Annotated in this window: 18 protein-coding genes; 16 read left to right on the forward strand and 2 right to left on the reverse strand. The window is 71.2% G+C overall.

What is annotated here, in order from left to right; translation table 11 throughout:
• Window position 1: 1 nt before the first annotated feature.
• Entirely contained in the window at window positions 2-1,570 is a 1,569-nt protein-coding gene (locus F6X53_RS17960) for a GMC oxidoreductase (RefSeq protein WP_151001568.1), read from the forward strand.
• Between the two features lie 4 nt (window positions 1,571-1,574).
• Here F6X53_RS17960 and F6X53_RS17965 read toward each other — a convergent pair whose 3' ends face one another.
• A complete protein-coding gene (locus F6X53_RS17965; protein ID WP_151001627.1) occupies window positions 1,575-2,432 on the reverse strand; it encodes a carotenoid 1,2-hydratase in 858 nt (285 codons plus the stop codon).
• Window positions 2,429-3,973, reverse strand: a complete 1,545-nt coding sequence (gene crtD, locus F6X53_RS17970) for a 1-hydroxycarotenoid 3,4-desaturase CrtD (RefSeq protein ID WP_151001569.1) — start codon at window positions 3,971-3,973, stop codon at window positions 2,429-2,431. Before crtD ends, F6X53_RS17965 begins: the two co-directional genes overlap by 4 nt.
• 104 nt (window positions 3,974-4,077) lie before the next feature.
• Between crtD and F6X53_RS17975 the strand changes: the two genes are divergently transcribed.
• The 15 genes from F6X53_RS17975 to F6X53_RS18045 all read left to right on the forward strand — a co-directional run bounded on the left by F6X53_RS17975 (window position 4,078) and on the right by F6X53_RS18045 (window position 17,602).
• Entirely contained in the window at window positions 4,078-4,950 is an 873-nt protein-coding gene (locus tag F6X53_RS17975; RefSeq protein WP_151001570.1) for a polyprenyl synthetase family protein, read from the forward strand.
• A 23-nt stretch (window positions 4,951-4,973) separates the two neighbouring features.
• Window positions 4,974-6,152: a methyltransferase gene (locus tag F6X53_RS17980; protein ID WP_151001571.1), complete on the forward strand. Its 1,179-nt coding sequence runs from the start codon at window positions 4,974-4,976 to the stop codon at window positions 6,150-6,152.
• 107 nt (window positions 6,153-6,259) lie between these two features.
• Window positions 6,260-7,198, forward strand: coding sequence for a chlorophyll synthesis pathway protein BchC (bchC, locus tag F6X53_RS17985; RefSeq protein WP_151001572.1), 939 nt, complete (start codon window positions 6,260-6,262; stop codon window positions 7,196-7,198).
• Window positions 7,195-8,175: a chlorophyllide a reductase iron protein subunit X gene (locus F6X53_RS17990; RefSeq protein WP_151001573.1), complete on the forward strand. Its 981-nt coding sequence runs from the start codon at window positions 7,195-7,197 to the stop codon at window positions 8,173-8,175. Before bchC ends, F6X53_RS17990 begins: the two co-directional genes overlap by 4 nt.
• A gap of 3 nt (window positions 8,176-8,178) precedes the next feature.
• Entirely contained in the window at window positions 8,179-9,771 is a 1,593-nt protein-coding gene (gene bchY, locus F6X53_RS17995; protein WP_151001574.1) for a chlorophyllide a reductase subunit Y, read from the forward strand.
• Window positions 9,771-11,237, forward strand: coding sequence for a chlorophyllide a reductase subunit Z (gene bchZ, locus F6X53_RS18000; protein WP_151001575.1), 1,467 nt, complete (start codon window positions 9,771-9,773; stop codon window positions 11,235-11,237). The genes bchY and bchZ overlap by 1 nt, the downstream gene beginning before the upstream one ends.
• A 137-nt stretch (window positions 11,238-11,374) precedes the next feature.
• A complete protein-coding gene (locus tag F6X53_RS18005) occupies window positions 11,375-11,605 on the forward strand; it encodes a hypothetical protein (protein WP_238296093.1) in 231 nt (76 codons plus the stop codon).
• A gap of 140 nt (window positions 11,606-11,745) precedes the next feature.
• Window positions 11,746-11,973, forward strand: coding sequence for a light-harvesting antenna LH1, beta subunit (pufB, locus tag F6X53_RS18010; RefSeq protein ID WP_151001576.1), 228 nt, complete (start codon window positions 11,746-11,748; stop codon window positions 11,971-11,973).
• Between the two features lie 13 nt (window positions 11,974-11,986).
• Window positions 11,987-12,172 carry a light-harvesting antenna LH1, alpha subunit gene (pufA, locus tag F6X53_RS18015; RefSeq protein WP_151001577.1) on the forward strand — a complete coding sequence of 62 codons (186 nt, stop codon included), beginning with the start codon at window positions 11,987-11,989 and terminating at the stop codon, window positions 12,170-12,172.
• Window positions 12,173-12,388: 216 nt separating this feature from the next.
• Entirely contained in the window at window positions 12,389-13,213 is an 825-nt protein-coding gene (gene pufL / locus F6X53_RS18020; protein WP_151001578.1) for a photosynthetic reaction center subunit L, read from the forward strand.
• Window positions 13,214-13,228: 15 nt separating this feature from the next.
• Window positions 13,229-14,206: a photosynthetic reaction center subunit M gene (gene pufM / locus F6X53_RS18025; protein ID WP_151001579.1), complete on the forward strand. Its 978-nt coding sequence runs from the start codon at window positions 13,229-13,231 to the stop codon at window positions 14,204-14,206.
• The gene (pufC, locus tag F6X53_RS18030; RefSeq protein WP_151001580.1) at window positions 14,203-15,387 is read left to right on the forward strand and encodes a photosynthetic reaction center cytochrome PufC; all 1,185 of its coding nucleotides are present in this window, start codon (window positions 14,203-14,205) and stop codon (window positions 15,385-15,387) included. The genes pufM and pufC overlap by 4 nt, the downstream gene beginning before the upstream one ends.
• A gap of 325 nt (window positions 15,388-15,712) precedes the next feature.
• Window positions 15,713-15,838 (forward strand): type B 50S ribosomal protein L36, encoded by a 126-nt coding sequence (ykgO, locus tag F6X53_RS18035; RefSeq protein ID WP_003601867.1) that lies wholly within the window; start codon window positions 15,713-15,715, stop codon window positions 15,836-15,838.
• Between the two features lie 97 nt (window positions 15,839-15,935).
• Window positions 15,936-16,589, forward strand: a complete 654-nt coding sequence (locus tag F6X53_RS18040) for a tetratricopeptide repeat protein (protein WP_238296095.1) — start codon at window positions 15,936-15,938, stop codon at window positions 16,587-16,589.
• A complete protein-coding gene (locus tag F6X53_RS18045; RefSeq protein ID WP_151001581.1) occupies window positions 16,589-17,602 on the forward strand; it encodes an alpha/beta hydrolase in 1,014 nt (337 codons plus the stop codon). Before F6X53_RS18040 ends, F6X53_RS18045 begins: the two co-directional genes overlap by 1 nt.
• The last annotated feature ends 21 nt before the right edge of the window (window positions 17,603-17,623 follow it).

Below are 17,623 nucleotides of genomic sequence, written 5' to 3' on the forward strand. Positions count from 1 at the left end.
CATGTCCCAGGATCATTACGACGTGATCATCATCGGCAGCGGGCCCGGCGGCGGCTCGGTGTTCCAGCGGCTCGCCCGCACGGGCAAGCGCATCCTGCTCCTGGAGCGCGGCGACTACCTGCCCCGCAGCCAGGACAACTGGAACGCCAGGACTGTCTTCGTCGACGGCGCCTATCAGGCGCGCGAGACCTGGTACGGCGGAGACGGGCGCGCCTTCAGCCCGGCTCTGCATTACTACGTGGGCGGCAATTCCAAGGTCTACGGAGCCGCGCTGCTGCGCCTGCGCGCGCGCGATTTCGAGGCCGTGCGGCATGTCGACGGGATCTCGCCGGCCTGGCCCGTCTCCTACGCGGATTTCGAGCCCTATTATCAGGAGGCCGAGACGCTCTTTGCCGTCCACGGCAATCGCGGCGAGGACCCGACCGAGCCCTGGGCCAGCGGACCCTACGATTACCCGGGCGTCGCCCACGAGCCGCGCATCCAGAAGCTCTCGGACGATTGGGAGAAGGTGGGGCTGCGCCCCTTCCACCTGCCGCTGGGCATTCGCCTCGACGAGCGGAACGGCAAGCCGACGCCGACGAGCATCTGCATCCGCTGCGACGCCTTCGACGGGTTCCCGTGCCTCCTCAACGGCAAGGCCGACGCGCAGGTGATGACCGTGGATCCGACGCTGGCCGCCCACCCCAACGTCACGCTGCTCACGGGCGCCTACGTGTCGCGCCTCGAGACCGACGCCGCGGGCCGGCGCGTGACCGGGGTCCAGGTCACCCGGGACGGCGCGGAGGAGCGCTACTGCGCCGACATCGTGGTGGTGGCCTGCGGAGCCCTCTCCTCGGCGCTGCTGTTCCTGCGCTCGGCCAACGCGGCGCATCCGAACGGGCTCGCCAACGGCTCGGATCAGGTCGGCCGCAACTACATGCGCCACAACATGTCGGTGCTAATGGCGCTCTCGAAGGAGGTCAACGACACGGTCTTCCAGAAGACGCTCGCGGTCTCGGATTTCTACTTCGAATCGAAGGATTGGGAATACCCGATGGGCCTGATCCAGATGTGCGCCAAGACGCATCCGGACCAGATCCGCGGCGAGGAATTCCCGAAATGGACCGGCTTCCTGCCGGATGCCCCCTTCGACATGGTGGCGCGCCACTCGATGGATTTCTGGCTGCAGAGCGAGGATCTGCCCCATCCCGACAACCGGATCACGATCGACCGGGACGGGCGCACCATCCTGGATATCCACGAGACCAACCGCGAGGCCCATGATCGCCTGCGCGACAAGCTCTCGGACCTGCTGCGGCCCGGCGGCGCCTATACCTATCTGTTCGAGCGCTCGCTCTACCTCGGCAAGAACATCCCGCTGAGCGGCACGGCGCATCAGGCCGGCACGCTGCGCTTCGGCACCGACCCGGCCGCCTCGGTCCTCGACCTCACCTGCCGGGCGCACGAGATCGACAACCTCTACGTCACGGATGCGAGCTTCTTCCCCTCGATCGGCGCCGTGAACCCGACCCTGACCATCGTGGCCAACGCGCTCCGGGTCGCGGACCACATCGCGGCGCGACTCGGCTGAGGGCTCAGCGGGCCCGGCGCGGCATCCGGAACGGCAGCATCAGGCGCACCAGAGGATTGCGGAAGCGGTCGAGCGACAGGCTCTCGTGGACGGGTTGCACCACCTCGCCCGCCAGCGTCGCGGTGAGCAGCGAGCGGCTGTAGAACGGCGTGTCCTCGAAGGTGCGGACGACCCGCGCCGTGCCGTCGTCGCTGCGGGTGGAGCGCGGGATGCGCCAGAGCCGCGTCGGCGGCAGGCGGGCCGCGAGGGGCGGCTTGATCTCCCGGCGCGCCCCCGTGCGGTCGAAGCGCAGCGACAGGTTCTGGCCCGATCCGTCCCGGCGGCGCACGTCGTACAGGATCGCCGCGCCGTCGCTCAGATCGGCCCGGCACCAGGTCCAGCTGGTGAAGGCATCCTCCAGGGCCTCGTCCCCGTGATTGGTGTCGAAATAGGCGGTGCCCGACCAGTGCACGCCCGGCTCCTCCAGCCGCACCTCGACCGGGGAGGAGGGCGCCATCGGCCACCAGCGATGGGCTCCGTGCGCGTCGAGGGTGAAGGGGCCCGGCGTGAACCCGGGCGGGCGCAGCCGCACCGTGCCGCGCACCCGCGTGGGGATCGGCGCCGTGACCTCGTCGATCCGGATGAGAAGGTCGGTGCCGTCCCACTCCATCGCGCTCGGACCGATGCGGATCCCGGCCGCGTCCCGCGACAGGGCGGAGCGTCCGCGCTCCGTCATGCAGAAGCGCCCCGGCCGCCCATAGAGCACCACGTTCAGGGCGCAATGGTCGAACGGGTCCCGCGCCGTGTCCCAGGCGTAGTAGGGCGAGAACACGCTGCCAATGAAGGCGATCAGCGTCAGGCCCTGGGTCCCGTCCTGGCTCAGGGCATCGACGTACCACCACGCGTAGCCGCCCCGGCCGACGGGCGTGTCGAAGCGCGGCTCAGGCCGAGATCCGCCAGGAGGCTGTCCGCCGCGATCCGGCCCGACTGCGCCGCCATCGGCACCCCCGGGCCCGGATGCACGCTGCCCCCCGCGAGATACAATCCCGGCAGGCGCGTGCGCGCCCCCGGCCGCCGGAACGTCGCCGTCCAGCCGTGGGAGGCTCGCCCGTACAAGGCGCCCCCGGTCGCCGGGAACAGGGCCTCGAAGCCCGAGGGCGTCGTCGTCACGCCGCCCGGTTCCGTCGCGAGGCTCAGGCCGCAGGCGGCGAGCCGCGCCCGCATCGTCGTCGCGCATCGGTCGATCTCCTGGGGCGTGAGGGGGCGCTCGCCCCGGGCGGGGGCGTTGACGAGGCAGAGGATCCGCTCGGGGCCCTCCGGGGCGGCGTCGCCGTCGCTGCGATCCTGAGCGCAGAGATAGACCGTCGGATCGGGCGGCAGGTCCCCGCGCCGGATCGCCGCGAACTCGGCCCGGTAATCGCCCGAGAAGAAGACGTTGTGGCGCACGAGGGGGAAGCCCTCCGCTTCGGCCGCGACGCAGAACGTCACGGCCGAGAGGGAGCGCTCGGCCACCCGCATGGGCGCGATGGCGCGCGCGGCTTCGGGCCCGAACAGGCCGGCGCCGAGCGCCGCCACGTCGGCACCCGCCAGGACCGCGTCGGCGGGGAAGCGCGTTCCGTCCTCGGCCTCGACGCCGGTGACGCGCCCGCGCTCCACCAGGATGCGGCGCGCCGGCGTTCCGAGCCGAAGCTCGGCTCCGTGCTCGGCCGCGAGGTCGGCCACGGCCTGCGCGAGCCGGCTCAGGCCGCCCTCGACATACCAGACGCCCGCCTGCTCCACATGGGCGACGAGCATCAGGGTGGCGGGCGCCTCGAAGGGCGAGGAGCCGCAATAGGTGGCGTAGCGCCCGAAGAGCTGGCGCAGCCGCGGATCGCGGAAATAGTCGCCGAGCGCCCCCCACAGGGTCGCGAAGGGCTGGATGCGCCAGAGGCCGCCGAGGCCCGACACCCCGACCCGCCGCCCGAGATCGATCGGGCTCGGGCGCTCGCTGCGGATGAAGGGCCCCTCCAGGGTCCGGTAGACCTCGGCGGCCCGGCTGCAGAACCGCCGGTAGCCCTCCGCCTCGGCACGCCCCGCGAAGGCCGCGATGGCCTCCGCCGAGGCATCGGTCTCGGCGAAGAGGTCGAGGCGCTCGCCCGCACTCCAGGCATGCCGCGCGAGGATGCCGGCCGGGCTGAGCCTGACCCGCTCGGCGAGATGCGCGCCGGCCTCGGCGAACACCTCCTCGAAGACCCAGCGCATGGTGAAGACCGTCGGTCCGGCCTCGACGGGGCGCCCGCCGACCGCGACGGAGCGCATCTTGCCGCCCGGCCGCGCCCCCCGTTCCAGGACCGTGACCGCGAGGCCGGCGGCAGCCAGGCGCAGGGCCGCGACGAGGCCGGCGATGCCGGCCCCGATCACGACCACCTGCTGCCTCCGCTCCATTCGCACGCCGATTCCTGAACCGCGATTGATCTCGACACCGACAAGTGTCAATAATAGATGACACTATGAACTGACAATCTGAAAAGACACGCAGGGAGGTCGTCATGGAAGCCGGCAGGCGGATTGAGCGTGTTCTCGACATCGCGGTGGCCCATGCCGAGGCCCCCGGTGCGCCGCCGCGCCTCGCCGAGGCGATCCGCTACGCGGTCTTTCCCGGAGGCCACCGCATCCGCCCGCGCCTCTGCCTCGCGGTCGCGGCGGCCTGCGGCGACGACGACCCGGCCGCCTCGGACGCCGCCGCCGCCGCCATCGAGCTGCTGCACTGCGCCTCCCTCGTGCACGATGACCTTCCCTGCTTCGACGATGCGCCGATGCGGCGCCAGAAGCCCTCGGTGCACGTGGCCTTCGGGGAGCCGCTGGCGGTCCTCACCGGCGACGCGCTGATCGTGCTCGGCTTCGAGACCCTGGCGCGCGGCACCGCCCGCTCGCCCCAGCGGCTCGGCGCCCTCCTGGGGCTCGTCGCCCGCGCGGTCGGCTCGCCCGCCGGCATCGTGGCGGGCCAGGCCTGGGAATCGGAACCCGAGGTCGCCCTCTCGAACTACCAGCAGGCCAAGACCGGCGCGCTGTTTGCTGCCGCGACCGTGGCAGGCGCGGCAGCGGCGGGGGTCTCGCCGCTGCCGTGGCGCCTCCTCGGGGAGTGCCTCGGCGAGGCTTACCAGGTCGCCGACGACCTGCGGGACGTCGCCTGCCGGCAGGAAGAGATCGGCAAGCCGGCGGGGCGCGACGCCACCCTCGGGCGCCCGAACGCGGCCCTGCTCCTCGGCATGGGCGGCGCGCTCGAGCGCCTGAAGCGCCTCGCTCGGGAAGCGATCGAGGTCATCCCGGCCTGTCCCGGCGCCGAGGCTCTGCGGGCGGAGATCGCGGCGCAGACCCGACTGTTCCTGCCCGCGAGCCTCGCGCAGGAAGCGCTGGTCTGAGGCGGGCCGAGGGCGCGGACGGCATGGACGCCCCCCTGACCCGGACCGGGCCGGACCCCGGCACCCGCGCCCCGCGGCCGAGCTGGCGCGAGCGCTGGCTCGCCTTCCGCAACGCGCGGGTGGCGAGCCCCGCCTTCCAGCGCTGGGCGGCGGGCTTCTGGCTGACGCGGCGGACGGCGCAGCGCAACACCCGCGCGCTGTTCGACCTCTGCGCCGGCTTCGTCTACGCGCAGGTGCTGTTCGCCTGCATCCGGCTCGACCTGTTCGGCCTGCTCCGCGACGGCCCCCTCGCGATCCCCGCGCTCGGATCGCGGCTTGGCTTGAGCCCGGACCGGGCGGAGCGCCTGCTGCGCGCCGCCGCCGCCCTCGATCTCGTGACGCGCCTGCCTGACGGGCGCTTCGCGCTGGCCGATCTCGGCGCGGCGCTCCTCGGCAACCCCGCCATTGGGGCGATGATCGAGCACCACGCGATGCTCTACGACGACCTGCGCGATCCGGTGGCGCTCCTGCGCGGCGAGGCCGGCGAGACGCGCCTCTCGGGCTACTGGCCCTATGCCCGGGCGCCCGAGCCCGGTCGCGTCGCGCCCGAATCGGTCGCCGCCTATAGCGGCCTGATGTCGGCCTCCCAGGCGCTCATCGCCGAGGACGTGCTCGACGCCTACCCGTTCTCACGCCATGCCGACCTGCTGGACCTCGGGGGCGGCGAGGGCGTCTTCGCCGAGGCCGCCGCGCGGCGTTGCCCAAGCCTGCGCGTGATGCTGTTCGACCTGCCGCCGGTCGCCGAGCGCGCCCGCGCCCGGCTCGCCGGAATCGGCCTCGATCATCCCATCGCCTGCCACGGCGGCAGCTTCCTCACCGATTCGCTGCCGCGGGGCGCGGATCTGATCACGCTCGTGCGCATCGTCCACGATCACGACGACGCCCGGGTCGCCGTTCTGCTGCGGGCCGCCCACGCGGCGCTCGCGCCGGGCGGCACCCTGCTGATCGCCGAGCCGATGGCCGGCACGCCCGGGGCGGAGCCCGTCGCGGACGCCTATTTCGGCTTCTACCTGCTGGCGATGGGCAGCGGCCGGGCCCGCACGCCCGACGAACTCGCCAGCCTCTTGAGGGCAGCCGGATTCACGCGGATCCGCAAGGTTCCGACGCGCCGCCCGCTTTTGGCCGGGATGATGGTTGCCACGCGTTATCGTGAACATGTGTAAAGAACACTTGACGGTCTCTAATGTCAGTTTAATCTGACAGCAACGGACACAGCCCCGGATCCACCGGGGAGCAGGGCCGGGAAACACGGGCGGAAAGGCATCGATTGATGGACGCGCTCGCTGTCGTTCTCGAACAACCGGAGCAGCTCGCGCTCTCGCGCCTGCCGCTGAGCCCGGCGGGCGAGGACGACGCGGTGGTGGCCGTCTCCTGGAGCGGCATCTCCACCGGCACCGAGCGCCTCCTCTGGTCCGGCCGCATGCCGAGTTTTCCCGGCATGGGCTACCCGCTGGTCCCCGGCTACGAATCGGTCGGCACCATCATGGCGGCCGGCCCGGCGAGCGGGCGCAGCGTCGGCGAGACCGTGTTCGTTCCCGGCGCCCGCTGCTTCGGCGAGGTTCGCGGCCTGTTCGGCGGCGCCGCCTCCCACCTGATCGTGCCGGGCCAGCGCCTCGTCCCGGTCGATCCGGGTCTCGGCGAGCGGGCGATCCTGATCGCGCTCGCGGCCACCGCCTACCACGCGCTCGCGGGCATCAGCCCGGGCGAACGCTCACTGATCGTCGGCCACGGCGTCCTCGGGCGTCTCCTGGCGCGCCTCACGGTTCTGGCCGGCGGCGCCCCGACCGTGTGGGAGACGAACCCCGTTCGGGCGAAGGGCCGGTTCGGCTACCCGGTCGTGGCGCCCGAGAGCGACGAGCGGCGCGACTATGCCACGATCACGGATGTCAGCGGGGATGCGAGCCTCCTCGACATCCTGATCGCGCGCCTTGCCCGCTCCGGCGAGATCGTGCTCGCCGGCTTCTACGAGGCGCCGCTCGCCTTCACCTTCCCGCCGGCCTTCCTGCGCGAGGCGCGCATCCGGGTCGCGGCGGAGTTCCGGCCCCACGACCTCACCGCCGTCACGGCGCTGATCGAGCGCGGTGCGCTCTCCCTCGACGGCCTGATCACGCATCGCCGGCCGGCGAGCGATGCCCAGGCCGCCTATCGCACGGCCTTCGGCGACCCCGAATGCCTGAAGATGATCCTCGATTGGAGGGCCGCGTCATGAACATGCATCTCACTGGCGCCCTCCGGGCCGAGGCGAGCGAGGGTCCCGATCCGGTGCCGACGACGGCCACCAAGGAGACGCAGATCATCGCGATCTACGGCAAGGGCGGCATCGGCAAGTCCTTCACCCTGGCCAACCTCTCCTACATGATGGCGCAGCAGGGCAAGAAGGTGCTGCTGATCGGCTGCGATCCGAAGAGCGACACCACCTCGCTCCTGTTCGGCGGTCGGGCCTGCCCGACCATCATCGAGACCTCGACCCGGAAAAAGCTCGCCGGCGAGCAGGTCGCCATCGGGGACGTCTGCTTCAAGCGCGACGGCGTCTACGCGATGGAGCTCGGCGGCCCGGAGGTCGGGCGCGGCTGCGGCGGGCGCGGCATCATCCACGGCTTCGAACTCCTGGAGAAGCTCGGATTTCATGAATGGGGCTTCGACTACGTCCTGCTCGACTTCCTGGGCGACGTGGTCTGCGGCGGGTTCGGCCTGCCGATTGCCCGCGACATGTGCCAGAAGGTCATCGTGGTCGGCTCGAACGACCTGCAATCCCTCTACGTCGCCAACAATGTCTGCTCGGCGGTCGAGTATTTCCGCAAGCTCGGCGGCAATGTCGGCGTCGGCGGCCTCGTCATCAACAAGGACGACGGCACCGGCGAGGCGCAGGCCTTCGCGGAGGCGGTCGGAATCCCGGTCCTCGCCTCGATCCCGGCCGACGAGGACATCCGCCGCAAGAGCGCGAATTACGAGATCATCGGCAAGCCCGACGGGCGCTGGGGCCCGCTCTTCGCGGACCTCGCGGCGAACGTCGCCGAGGCCGTCCCGCACCAGCCCCGGACGCTGAGCCAGGATGCGCTGCTCGGCCTCTTCGCCAGCGAGACCGTCGGACGCGACGTGGTGCTGGAGCCCGCCACCTTCGAGGATATGTGCGGCACCGCGCCGGTGACGAAGCCGTCCCTCGAAGTCGTCTACGACGAGGTCTAGGCGATGGCCGTCACCCTCGACATCGCCGACCTGCGCGCCCGCCGCGACAAGCCCGCCTCGGCTCACCAGAGCGCGCAGGCATCCGTGTCGCCCTCCGCCGAGATCGTCAGCCTTGCGTCGACCAGCGAGGATGGCCATGGCTGCCACGCCGGCAAGGATGCGATGCGGGCGGCGGCGAACGCCGCCGGCATGAGCGAGACCCTCGATCAGCTCGCCAAGGATTACCCGGCCGGCCCTCATGACCAGCCCCAGAGCATGTGCCCGGCTTTCGGCTCGCTGCGGGTCGGGCTGCGGATGCGCCGCACGGCCACGATCCTGTCGGGCTCGGCCTGCTGCGTCTACGGGCTGACCTTCACGTCGCATTTCTACGGCGCCAAGCGCACGGTCGGCTACGTCCCGTTCAATTCCGAGACCCTCGTCACCGGCAAGCTGTTCGAGGACATCCGCGAGGCGGTGCATCAGGTGGCCAAGCCCGCCGATTACGATGCCGTGGTGGTGATCAATCTCTGCGTGCCGACGGCTTCCGGCGTGCCGCTGCGACTCCTGCCGAAGGAGATCGACGGGGTCCGGGTCATCGGCATCGACGTGCCGGGCTTCGGCGTGCCGACCCATGCCGAGGCCAAGGACGTGCTGGCCGGCGCCATGCTGAAGGTCGCCCGCAACGAGGCCGAGCAGGGTCCCGTCCAGGCGCCGTGCGGCGGGCGGGCCGGCCGCCCCACCGTGACGCTCCTCGGCGAGATGTTCCCGGCCGACCCGGTCGTGATCGGCGCCATGCTCGACACCCTCGGCCTCGATGCCGGCCCGGTCGTGCCGACCCGGGAATGGCGCGAGCTCTACGCCGCCCTCGACGGCGCGGCGGTGGCGGCGATCCATCCGTTCTACACCGCGAGCATCCGCGAATTCGAGGCCGCCGGCCGCCCGATCGTGGGCTCGGCCCCGGTCGGCCATGACGGCACCGCCGGCTGGCTCGACCGGATCGGCGAGGCCTGCGGCGTGAAGCGCGCGACCGTCGAGGCCGCCAAGAACCGGCTCCTCCCGGCGATCCGGGGCGCCCTGTCCGCGAGCCCGATCCGGGGCCGGATCACGCTCTCGGGCTACGAGGGCTCGGAACTTCTGGTCGGGCGCCTTCTCGTGGAGAGCGGCGCGGACCTCGCCTATGTCGGCACGGCCTGCCCGCGCACGCCCCATTCCGAGGCCGATCGCGACTGGCTCGAAGCCCGCGGCGTCACGGTCCGCTACCGGGCCTCCCTCGAGGACGACCTCGCGGCCTTCCAGGCGTTCCGGCCGGACCTCGCCATCGGCACGACGCCGGTGGTGCAGAAGGCCAAGGAGGCCGGCATTCCGGCCCTCTACTTCACCAACCTGATCTCGGCTCGCCCCCTGATGGGCGTCGCCGGCGCCGGCTCGCTGGCGCAGGTCGTCAACGCCGCTCTCGGCAACAAGGGTCGCTTCGACGCGATGCGGAGCTTCTTCACCGGCGTCGGGCAGGGCCATGCGGCCGGCATCTGGGAGGACGTCCCGAAGCTCCGCAAGAATGCGGCCCCGGCCCCGAAGGCGAAGCCCCACGCGCATGATCCGATCGGGGAGATGGCCTGATGCTCGTCCTCGATCACGACCGGGCCGGCGGCTACTGGGGTGCGGCCTACGTCTTCTCCGCCATCAAGGGTCTGCAGGTCGTCATCGACGGCCCGGTCGGCTGCGAGAACCTGCCGGTCACCTCGGTGCTGCACTACACCGACGCGCTGCCGCCCCACGAATTGCCGATCGTCGTCACCGGGCTCGCCGAGGAGGAACTCGGCCGGCACGGCACCGAGGGCGCCATGAAGCGGGCGCACGCCACCCTCGACCCGGCGATGCCGAGCGTCGTCGTCACGGGCTCGATCGCCGAGATGATCGGCGGCGGCGTGACGCCCGAGGGCACCAACATCCAGCGCTTCCTGCCGCGCACCATCGACGAGGACCAGTGGCAGGCCGCCGACCGCGCCATCAACTGGCTGTGGCAGGAGCACGGCGCCAAGCGCTTTGCCAAGAAGGGAATCCCGGCCCGGCCCCAGCGCCAGGACGGCGAGCGCCCGCGCGTCAACATCATCGGCCCGGCCTACGGCACCTTCAACATGCCCTCCGACCTCGCCGAGATCCGGCGCCTCGTCGAGGGCATCGGGGCGGAGGTGAACCTGACCTTCCCGCTCGGATCGCACCTCCAGGACGTGCCGAAGCTCGTCAATGCCGACGCCAATATCTGCCTCTACCGCGAGTTCGGACGCCTCCTCTGCGAGGCCCTCGACCGGCCCTACCTGCAGGCGCCGATCGGCGTCCTCTCCACGACCGCCTTCCTGCGCAGCCTCGGCGCGATCCTCGGCCTCGACCCCGAACCCTTCATCGAGCGCGAGAAGCACACCACGATCAAGCCGGTCTGGGACCTGTGGCGCTCGGTGACGCAGGACTTCTTCGGCACCGCGAGCTTCGGCATCGTGGCGACCGAGACCTATGCCCGCGGCGTGCGCCACTTCCTCGAGACGGAGATGGGCCTGCCCTGCACCTTCGCGGTGGCGCGCAAGCCCGGCGCCAAGCCCGACAACGGCGCCGTGCGCGAGGCCATCGCCCAGCGCCCGCCCCTGGTCCTGTTCGGCTCCTTCAACGAGCGCATGTACCTCGCCGAAGCCGGCGCGCGGGCGGTGTTCGTGCCGGCCTCGTTCCCGGGCGCCATCATCCGGCGCCACACCGGCACGCCCTTCATGGGCTACGCGGGCGCCACCTACCTCGTGCAGGAGGTCTGCAACGCGCTCTTCGACATGCTCTTCCACATCCTGCCGCTCGCCCGCGACATGGATGCGGTGGAGGCGACGCCCGCCCGGGCCCACCGGGAGATGGCCTGGGACGAGGCGGCCCGCGTCGCCCTGAACGCCCTCGTCGAGCGCCAGCCGGTCCTGGTGCGGATCTCGATGGCCAAGCGCCTGCGCGACGCCGCCGAGCGCGAGGCCCGGCGCGCAGGGGCCGAGGGCGTCGCGGCCGACCATGTCGAGGCGGCCCATGAGGGCCTCAAGCTCGGAGCCGCCGCATGAGCGCGGGCGGCTCCCTCACCCGATCCCTGTCCTCATCGCCTGCCCCGTCCGGCGCCTTCGCGCACGGATACCGGGCGATGTCCCGACCCGTTCAGCCAGCGTCGCCCCGCCGGGGCCGCCAGCAGGAGAGCAGCACCATGCGTGGGATGAATGCGACGTCGCGCCTCCATCAGGAAGAGACGCAGTTCCGGATCATTCTGGCTGCGACCTACCCGTTTTTCCTCGTGGCGGCCCTGGCGCAGCGCCTGCGGCCGGGCCGGTCGCCGAACCCCACCGCCCCGCCCTCCGGCCTGAGCGCCCGGCGCTCGGTCTTCGGCGAGGCCAAGGCCATGGCGGTCTCGGCCATTCCCTTCGCCTTCATGGGCTGAGCCCGAGGCGGCCAAAACGCTTCCGTCGGGTGACCGGGTACCGGTGACCAGGTGGAAGTGCTGCCGGGGCGAGCATGCCGCCCGGCATCACCCGCCGCGCTCCCCGGGAGCGCGGCCAGCCAAAGCGGAGGTATCGATCGATGGCCGGTGGAATTGAACGACCCAGCAGCCTGTCCGGGCTGACGGAACCCGAAGCCAAGGAGTTCCACGCGATCTTCTTGACGAGCTTCATCATCTTCACGGCGATCGCCGTGGTCGCCCACATCCTCGTCTGGATGTGGCGCCCGTGGTTGCCTGGACCCAAGGGCTACGCCGCCCTGGACAGCATGACGAGCGCCGCCCACGGCCTCGTCTCGCTGATCTCCTGAGGAGGAGCACACCATGCACAAGGTTTGGCTTCTCTTCGATCCCCGGCGCACCCTCGTGGCGCTCTTCACCTTCCTGTTCGTCCTGGCCCTGCTGATCCACTTCATCCTGCTCAGCACCGACCGGTTCAACTGGCTCGAAGGCCCGAAGGCGCCCAAGACCGCGATCTCGCTGCAGATCGTGACGCCCACACCGGCGTGACGCCGGCTCTGGCGTGACCGAGGCATCGGTTCCCGGCCGGCGCGCGCGCCGCCCGGGGGCCGGCCGCCACCCCGAGACCAGCAGCGGACGGAGGCGCGGGTGACCGCCCCCGCCCGCAGCGACCCCGCGAGCGGCCGCGCGATGCGCGCGCTCGCCTGTTCCGGTGGCGAACCGGCCCCGTTCGCCTGAACCGCTTCCGCCCGGAGGGTACCCGCGATGGCGATGCTGAGCTTCGAAAAGAAATACCGCGTCCGCGGCGGCACGCTCGTCGGCGGAGACCTGTTCGATTTCTGGGTGGGACCGTTCTATGTCGGGTTCTTCGGCGTCACGACGCTGTTCTTCTCGGTGCTCGGCACGGCCTTGATCCTGTACGGCGCCGCGATCGGCCCGACCTGGAACATCTGGCAGATCAACATCGCCCCGCCCGACATCAAGTACGGCCTGGCGCTCGCCCCCCTGAAGGAGGGCGGCCTGTGGCAGCTCATCACCTTCTGCGCCATCGGGGCGTTCTGCTCCTGGGCGCTGCGGGAGGTCGAGATCTGCCGCAAGCTCGGCATCGGCTACCACGTGCCCTTCGCCTTCTCGGTGGCGATCTTCGCCTACGTGACGCTGGTGGTGATCCGCCCCTTCCTGATGGGCGCCTGGGGCCACGGATTCCCCTACGGCATCCTGAGCCACCTCGATTGGGTCTCGAACACCGGCTACCAGTACCTGCACTTCCACTACAATCCGGCGCACATGCTGGCGGTGTCGTTCTTCTTCACGACGACCTTCGCGCTCTCGCTCCACGGCTCGCTGATCCTGTCCTCGACCAATCCGCCGAAGGGCGAGGTGGTGAAGACGCCCGAGCACGAGGACACCTTCTTCCGCGACACCATCGGCTACTCCATCGGCACGCTCGGCATCCACCGCCTCGGCCTGTTCCTGGCCCTGTCGGCGGGCTTCTGGAGCGCCGTCTGCATCGTGCTCAGCGGGCCGTTCTGGACGCAGGGTTGGCCGGAATGGTGGGGCTGGTGGCTGAACCTGCCGGTCTGGCGCTGAGGGGGAGGGCGGGCAATGGCCTATTACCAGAACATCTTCACACAGGTGCAGGTCCGGCCGGTCGAGCCCGAGATGGGCGTGCCGGTCGCGGTCGACGAGCGCTGGGGCACGCCGTTCCACAGCTACCTGATGGGGCTGATCGGCAACGCGCAGGTCGGTCCGATCTATATCGGCTATCTCGGGGCGCTCTCCTTCGCCTGCGGCCTGATCGCCTTCGAGATCATCGGGCTCAACATGTGGGCCTCGGTGAACTGGGACCCGGTGCAGTTCGTGCGCCAGCTCCCCTGGCTCGCCCTGGAGCCGCCGCGCCCGCAATACGGCCTCAAGATCCTGCCACCGCTCAACGAGGGCGGCTGGTGGCTCATCGCCGGCTTCTTCCTCACCGCCTCGATCCTGCTCTGGTGGGTGCGGCTCTACCGGCGGGCCCGGGCGCTCGGCCTCGGCACCCATGTGCCCTGGGCCTTCGCCAGCGCCATCTGGCTCTACCTCGTCCTCGGCTTCATCCGGCCGATCATGATGGGTTCGTGGAGCGAGGCCGTGCCCTTCGGGATCTTCCCGCACCTCGATTGGACGGCCGCCTTCTCGCTGCGCTACGGCAACCTCTTCTACAACCCGTTCCACATGCTCTCGATCGTCTTCCTGTACGGGTCGACGCTGCTCTTCGCCATGCACGGGGCGACCATCCTGGCGACGAGCCGCTACGGCTCGGAGCGTGAGATCGACCAGATCGTCAACCGCGGCACCGCCACCGAGCGCGCCGCCCTGTTCTGGCGCTGGACCATGGGCTTTAACGCCACCATGGAATCGGTGCACCGCTGGGCCTGGTGGTTCGCCGTCCTGACGACGCTGACGGGCGGCATCGGCATCCTGCTCACCGGCACGGTCGTGGACAACTGGTACCTCTGGGCGGTCAAGCACGGCGTCGCCCCGTCCTATCCCCACATCTACGGTCCGATCGTCGATCCCCTCAGCGCGCCCGGAGGGACGCCATGAAGCCTGTCCTCGGAGTTGCGGGCGCCGTCGCCGCGCTCTTTCTCACCATCGCGATGTTCGGGACGGCGGGATGGACCCGCCCCCCGCTCGCCGTCAGCCAGAACGGCTTCCGCGGCACCGGCATGGACCAGGTCGAGTCCCGGGCGGACGCGATCGCGGTCAAGGCCGAGAACGTGGCGCCGGCGCCGGCGGACCCGGCCGAGCCCGGGGGTGAACTCGCCGGCAAGACCTACGAGAACGTCAAGGTCCTGCAGAACCTGACCACGAACGAGTTCAACCGTCTGATGGTCTCGATGACGGAGTGGGTCAGCCCGGAACAGGGCTGCACCTATTGCCACAACACCGAGAACATGGCCGATGACAGCCTCTACCAGAAGCGCGTCGCCCGGCGCATGCTGCAGATGACCCAGCACATCAACAGCACCTGGAAGGAGAGCCACGTCCACGACGTCGGCGTCACCTGCTACACCTGCCATCGCGGCCAGCCCGTCCCCGCCAACGTCTGGTTCACGGATCCGGGCCCGAACGCGACCTCGGGCTTCATCCCCCGCAACAACGGCCAGAACCTCGCCAAACCCTCCGTCGGCCTCAGCTCGCTGCCCTACGACACCCTGACCGAGTTCCTCGGCCAGAAGGAGATCGACAACAACGTCATCCGGGTGAACGCGACCACGGCGCTCCCCACGGGCAAGGGCAAGCCGATCCAGGCGGCGGAGAAGACCTACGGCCTGATGATCCACATGTCGCAGGGGCTGGGGGTGAATTGCACCTTCTGCCACAACACCCGGGCGATCTCGAACTGGTCCGAGAGCACGCCCCAGCGTGTCGCGGCCTGGCACGGCATCCGGATGGTGCGCGACCTCAACGGCAACTACCTCGAGCCGCTGCTCTCGACCTTCCCGCGCAACCGCCTCGGCGCGCTGGGCGACGTGCCGAAGGTGAACTGCACCACCTGCCACAACGGCGTGAGCAAGCCCCTGAACGGCGCCCACGTGGTGGAGACGTATCCGGAGCTCGCCGGGCCCGTGGTGGCGGAAGCACCGACCGGCGCGGCAGTCCCGGCGCCGGCACCCGCGAGCCCAATGCCGGCAAGCCCCGTGCCTGCGAGCCCGATGCCGGCAAGTCCTGCGCCTGCGAGCCCCGTGCCCGCCAACCCGGCGCCCGACGCGCCGAAACCCTGATCCGCCGGATCGGGACCACACACAGTCTCAGCGGCCGCCGGAATCCTCTCCGGCGGCCGTTGCCTTGCGCGGGGCATCGCGGCGAGAACACGGGCGAATAGGCATTCAGGGCTCTCTTCGAACGCCGCCCGAGCCTCGTCCCCCGCGCCGCGCCGCGCATCGCGCCAAGTCTTGCCTTCCAAGTCTTGCCTTGACGGGGCGAATCCTGATAAGGGAGCCGCCTTTCCGCGATGTGTCAGCTGCCATCGCCGGGGATGCCGTGAGGCGCCCCCGTCCCCGAGACTCTTTGCATGGGCGGCCGGCCTCCACCGCGCCGAGTAAGACGATGAAGATTCGCAACTCGCTGAAGTCGCTCCGCGGCCGGCACCGTGACAACCAGCTCGTGCGTCGCAAGGGCCGGGTCTACGTCATCAACAAGACCCAGAAGCGCTTCAAGGCCCGCCAGGGCTGAGCTTGGCTCGCGCCCGCCGCATTGGCGGGCGCGCCACCGGCAACACGCGGCAAGCGAGCGCGTTGACGCGCTTGCGCGAGGGGCACAAGCTCCCCGGATGCTGCGCTTTGTCCCGCTCCCCCTCGCGGCGGCCCTCCTGGCCGCCTCGATCTCCGCCCAGGCGGCCCCGTCCGGCACCCTCCTGCGCGATGGCCAGGGCCGTGAAGGCGCCGGCGAGTCCCGGACTGGCGAGGCCAGACCCGGTGAGGCCAGGCCCGCCAAGCCGCAGCCGCCGGCCAGCCTGGACGAGCTCTACGACCGGCTGAAGAGCGCCGAGGATCCGGCCGAGGCCAAGGGCATCTCCAAGCTCATCGAGCGCCGCCTCGACCGCTCCGGTAGCGCCACGGCCGACCTGCTGACCGAGCGCGCGCGCCAGGCGATGTCGACGCAGGACCTGCCCCTCGCGGCCGAGCTGATGGACCGCGTCACCGCCCTCGAACCCGCCTGGGCCGAGGGCTGGAACCGGCGGGCAACGATCTTCTGGATGCTCTCCGACAAATACGCCGCCATCGCCGACCTGCAACGCACCCTGGTGCTGGAGCCGCGCCATTTCGAGGCCTGGGCGGCCCTTGGCCGGATCTATCAATCCGTCGATGACAAGCGGCGGGCCCTCGAATGCTTCCGGCGCGCCTCCGCCCTCTATCCGCGGATGGAGAAGCTGCAGGACGCCATCGATCGACTCACCCCCGAGGTCGACGGCCGCGAACTCTGATGGTCGCCCTGAATGCGCTCGCGGCGCTCCTCGGCCTCGCGGCGGCTTTGGTCGGCGCGGTTCTCGCGGCCGGCGCCCTCGCGACTTTGATCATCACCCTGCGGGTCGGGGCGCAGCATCCGCCCGCCGGCCCCTTCGTGGCTGTCACGGGCGGGCGCCTCGCCACGATCGAGGCCGGGCCCCGCGAGGGCGCGCGGGGCACCGTGGTGCTGCTGCACGGGGCATCCGCCAACGCCGCCGATCCGATGGAGGGCGTCGGGCGCACCCTGGCCGCGCGGGGATTCCGGGTCATCGCCTTCGATCGTCCCGGCTTCGGCTGGAGCGACCGCCTCGCGGGGGCCGGTGCCGCCGGCCCCGCCCCGCAGGGCGCCGCCATCGCGGAGGCCCTGGAACGCCTCGGGATCGGCCCGGCAATCGTGCTCGGGCATTCCTGGGCCGGCGCCCTCGCCCTCAGCCTCGCCCTCGATTACCCGGAGCGGGTCGCCGGCCTCGTGCTGGTCGCGCCGGTCGCGCGGCCGTTCCCGCCGCGGGGCGCGATTCCCTGGTATCTACGGCTGGCCGTGCAACCGCCGGTCGCCTGGCTGCTGAGCCGCACGCTCGCCGCGCCGGTCGGGCTCCAATTCCTCGCGGGGGCCGCCCGAACGGTCTTCGCCCCGCAGGCCGCGAGCCCGGATTACCTCGCGCGCAGCCGGGCCTCCCTGGTGCTCCGGCCCGGGACCATGCTGGCGAACGTGCAGGACCTCATCGGTCTCGGGCCGGCGCTCGAGGCCCTGAGCCCGCGCTACGAAACCCTTCGGGTTCCCACCGTGATCGTGGCGGGCGGGGCCGATCCGGTGGTGCGCACGGACCAGCAGGCGGAGCCGCTCGCCGCCGCAATCCCCGGCGCGCGCCTCGTCGTGCTGCCCGGCATCGGCCACATGGTGCAGTACGTGGCGGCCGACGCCCTCGCGACGGAGGTCTCACGCCTGGCGGACCGCCTCGCGGATCGGGCCGCGGAACCGGCGGCCCCTTGAGCGTCCCCGGGGCGAACCCGG

The organism is Methylobacterium soli (genome assembly GCF_008806385.1).
Classification (GTDB): domain Bacteria; phylum Pseudomonadota; class Alphaproteobacteria; order Rhizobiales; family Beijerinckiaceae; genus Methylobacterium; species Methylobacterium soli.

Bases quoted from the DNA above. Each gene is read 5' to 3' on its own strand.
- F6X53_RS17960 (WP_151001568.1), top strand. From the start codon at position 2: ATGTCCCAGGATCATTACGACGTGATCATCATCGGCAGCGGGCCCGGC.
- ykgO (WP_003601867.1), top strand. From the start codon at position 15,713: ATGAAGATTCGCAACTCGCTGAAGTCGCTCCGCGGCCGGCACCGTGAC.
- F6X53_RS17980 (WP_151001571.1), top strand. From the start codon at position 4,974: ATGGACGCCCCCCTGACCCGGACCGGGCCGGACCCCGGCACCCGCGCC.
- bchC (WP_151001572.1), top strand. From the start codon at position 6,260: ATGGACGCGCTCGCTGTCGTTCTCGAACAACCGGAGCAGCTCGCGCTC.
- pufL (WP_151001578.1), top strand. From the start codon at position 12,389: ATGGCGATGCTGAGCTTCGAAAAGAAATACCGCGTCCGCGGCGGCACG.
- F6X53_RS18045 (WP_151001581.1), top strand. From the start codon at position 16,589: ATGGTCGCCCTGAATGCGCTCGCGGCGCTCCTCGGCCTCGCGGCGGCT.
- crtD (WP_151001569.1), bottom strand. From the start codon at position 3,973: ATGGAGCGGAGGCAGCAGGTGGTCGTGATCGGGGCCGGCATCGCCGGC.
- bchY (WP_151001574.1), top strand. From the start codon at position 8,179: ATGGCCGTCACCCTCGACATCGCCGACCTGCGCGCCCGCCGCGACAAG.
- F6X53_RS17990 (WP_151001573.1), top strand. From the start codon at position 7,195: ATGAACATGCATCTCACTGGCGCCCTCCGGGCCGAGGCGAGCGAGGGT.
- pufA (WP_151001577.1), top strand. From the start codon at position 11,987: ATGCACAAGGTTTGGCTTCTCTTCGATCCCCGGCGCACCCTCGTGGCG.
- F6X53_RS18005 (WP_238296093.1), top strand. From the start codon at position 11,375: ATGCGTGGGATGAATGCGACGTCGCGCCTCCATCAGGAAGAGACGCAG.
- pufM (WP_151001579.1), top strand. From the start codon at position 13,229: ATGGCCTATTACCAGAACATCTTCACACAGGTGCAGGTCCGGCCGGTC.
- F6X53_RS17975 (WP_151001570.1), top strand. From the start codon at position 4,078: ATGGAAGCCGGCAGGCGGATTGAGCGTGTTCTCGACATCGCGGTGGCC.
- pufC (WP_151001580.1), top strand. From the start codon at position 14,203: ATGAAGCCTGTCCTCGGAGTTGCGGGCGCCGTCGCCGCGCTCTTTCTC.
- pufB (WP_151001576.1), top strand. From the start codon at position 11,746: ATGGCCGGTGGAATTGAACGACCCAGCAGCCTGTCCGGGCTGACGGAA.
- bchZ (WP_151001575.1), top strand. From the start codon at position 9,771: ATGCTCGTCCTCGATCACGACCGGGCCGGCGGCTACTGGGGTGCGGCC.
- F6X53_RS18040 (WP_238296095.1), top strand. From the start codon at position 15,936: ATGCTGCGCTTTGTCCCGCTCCCCCTCGCGGCGGCCCTCCTGGCCGCC.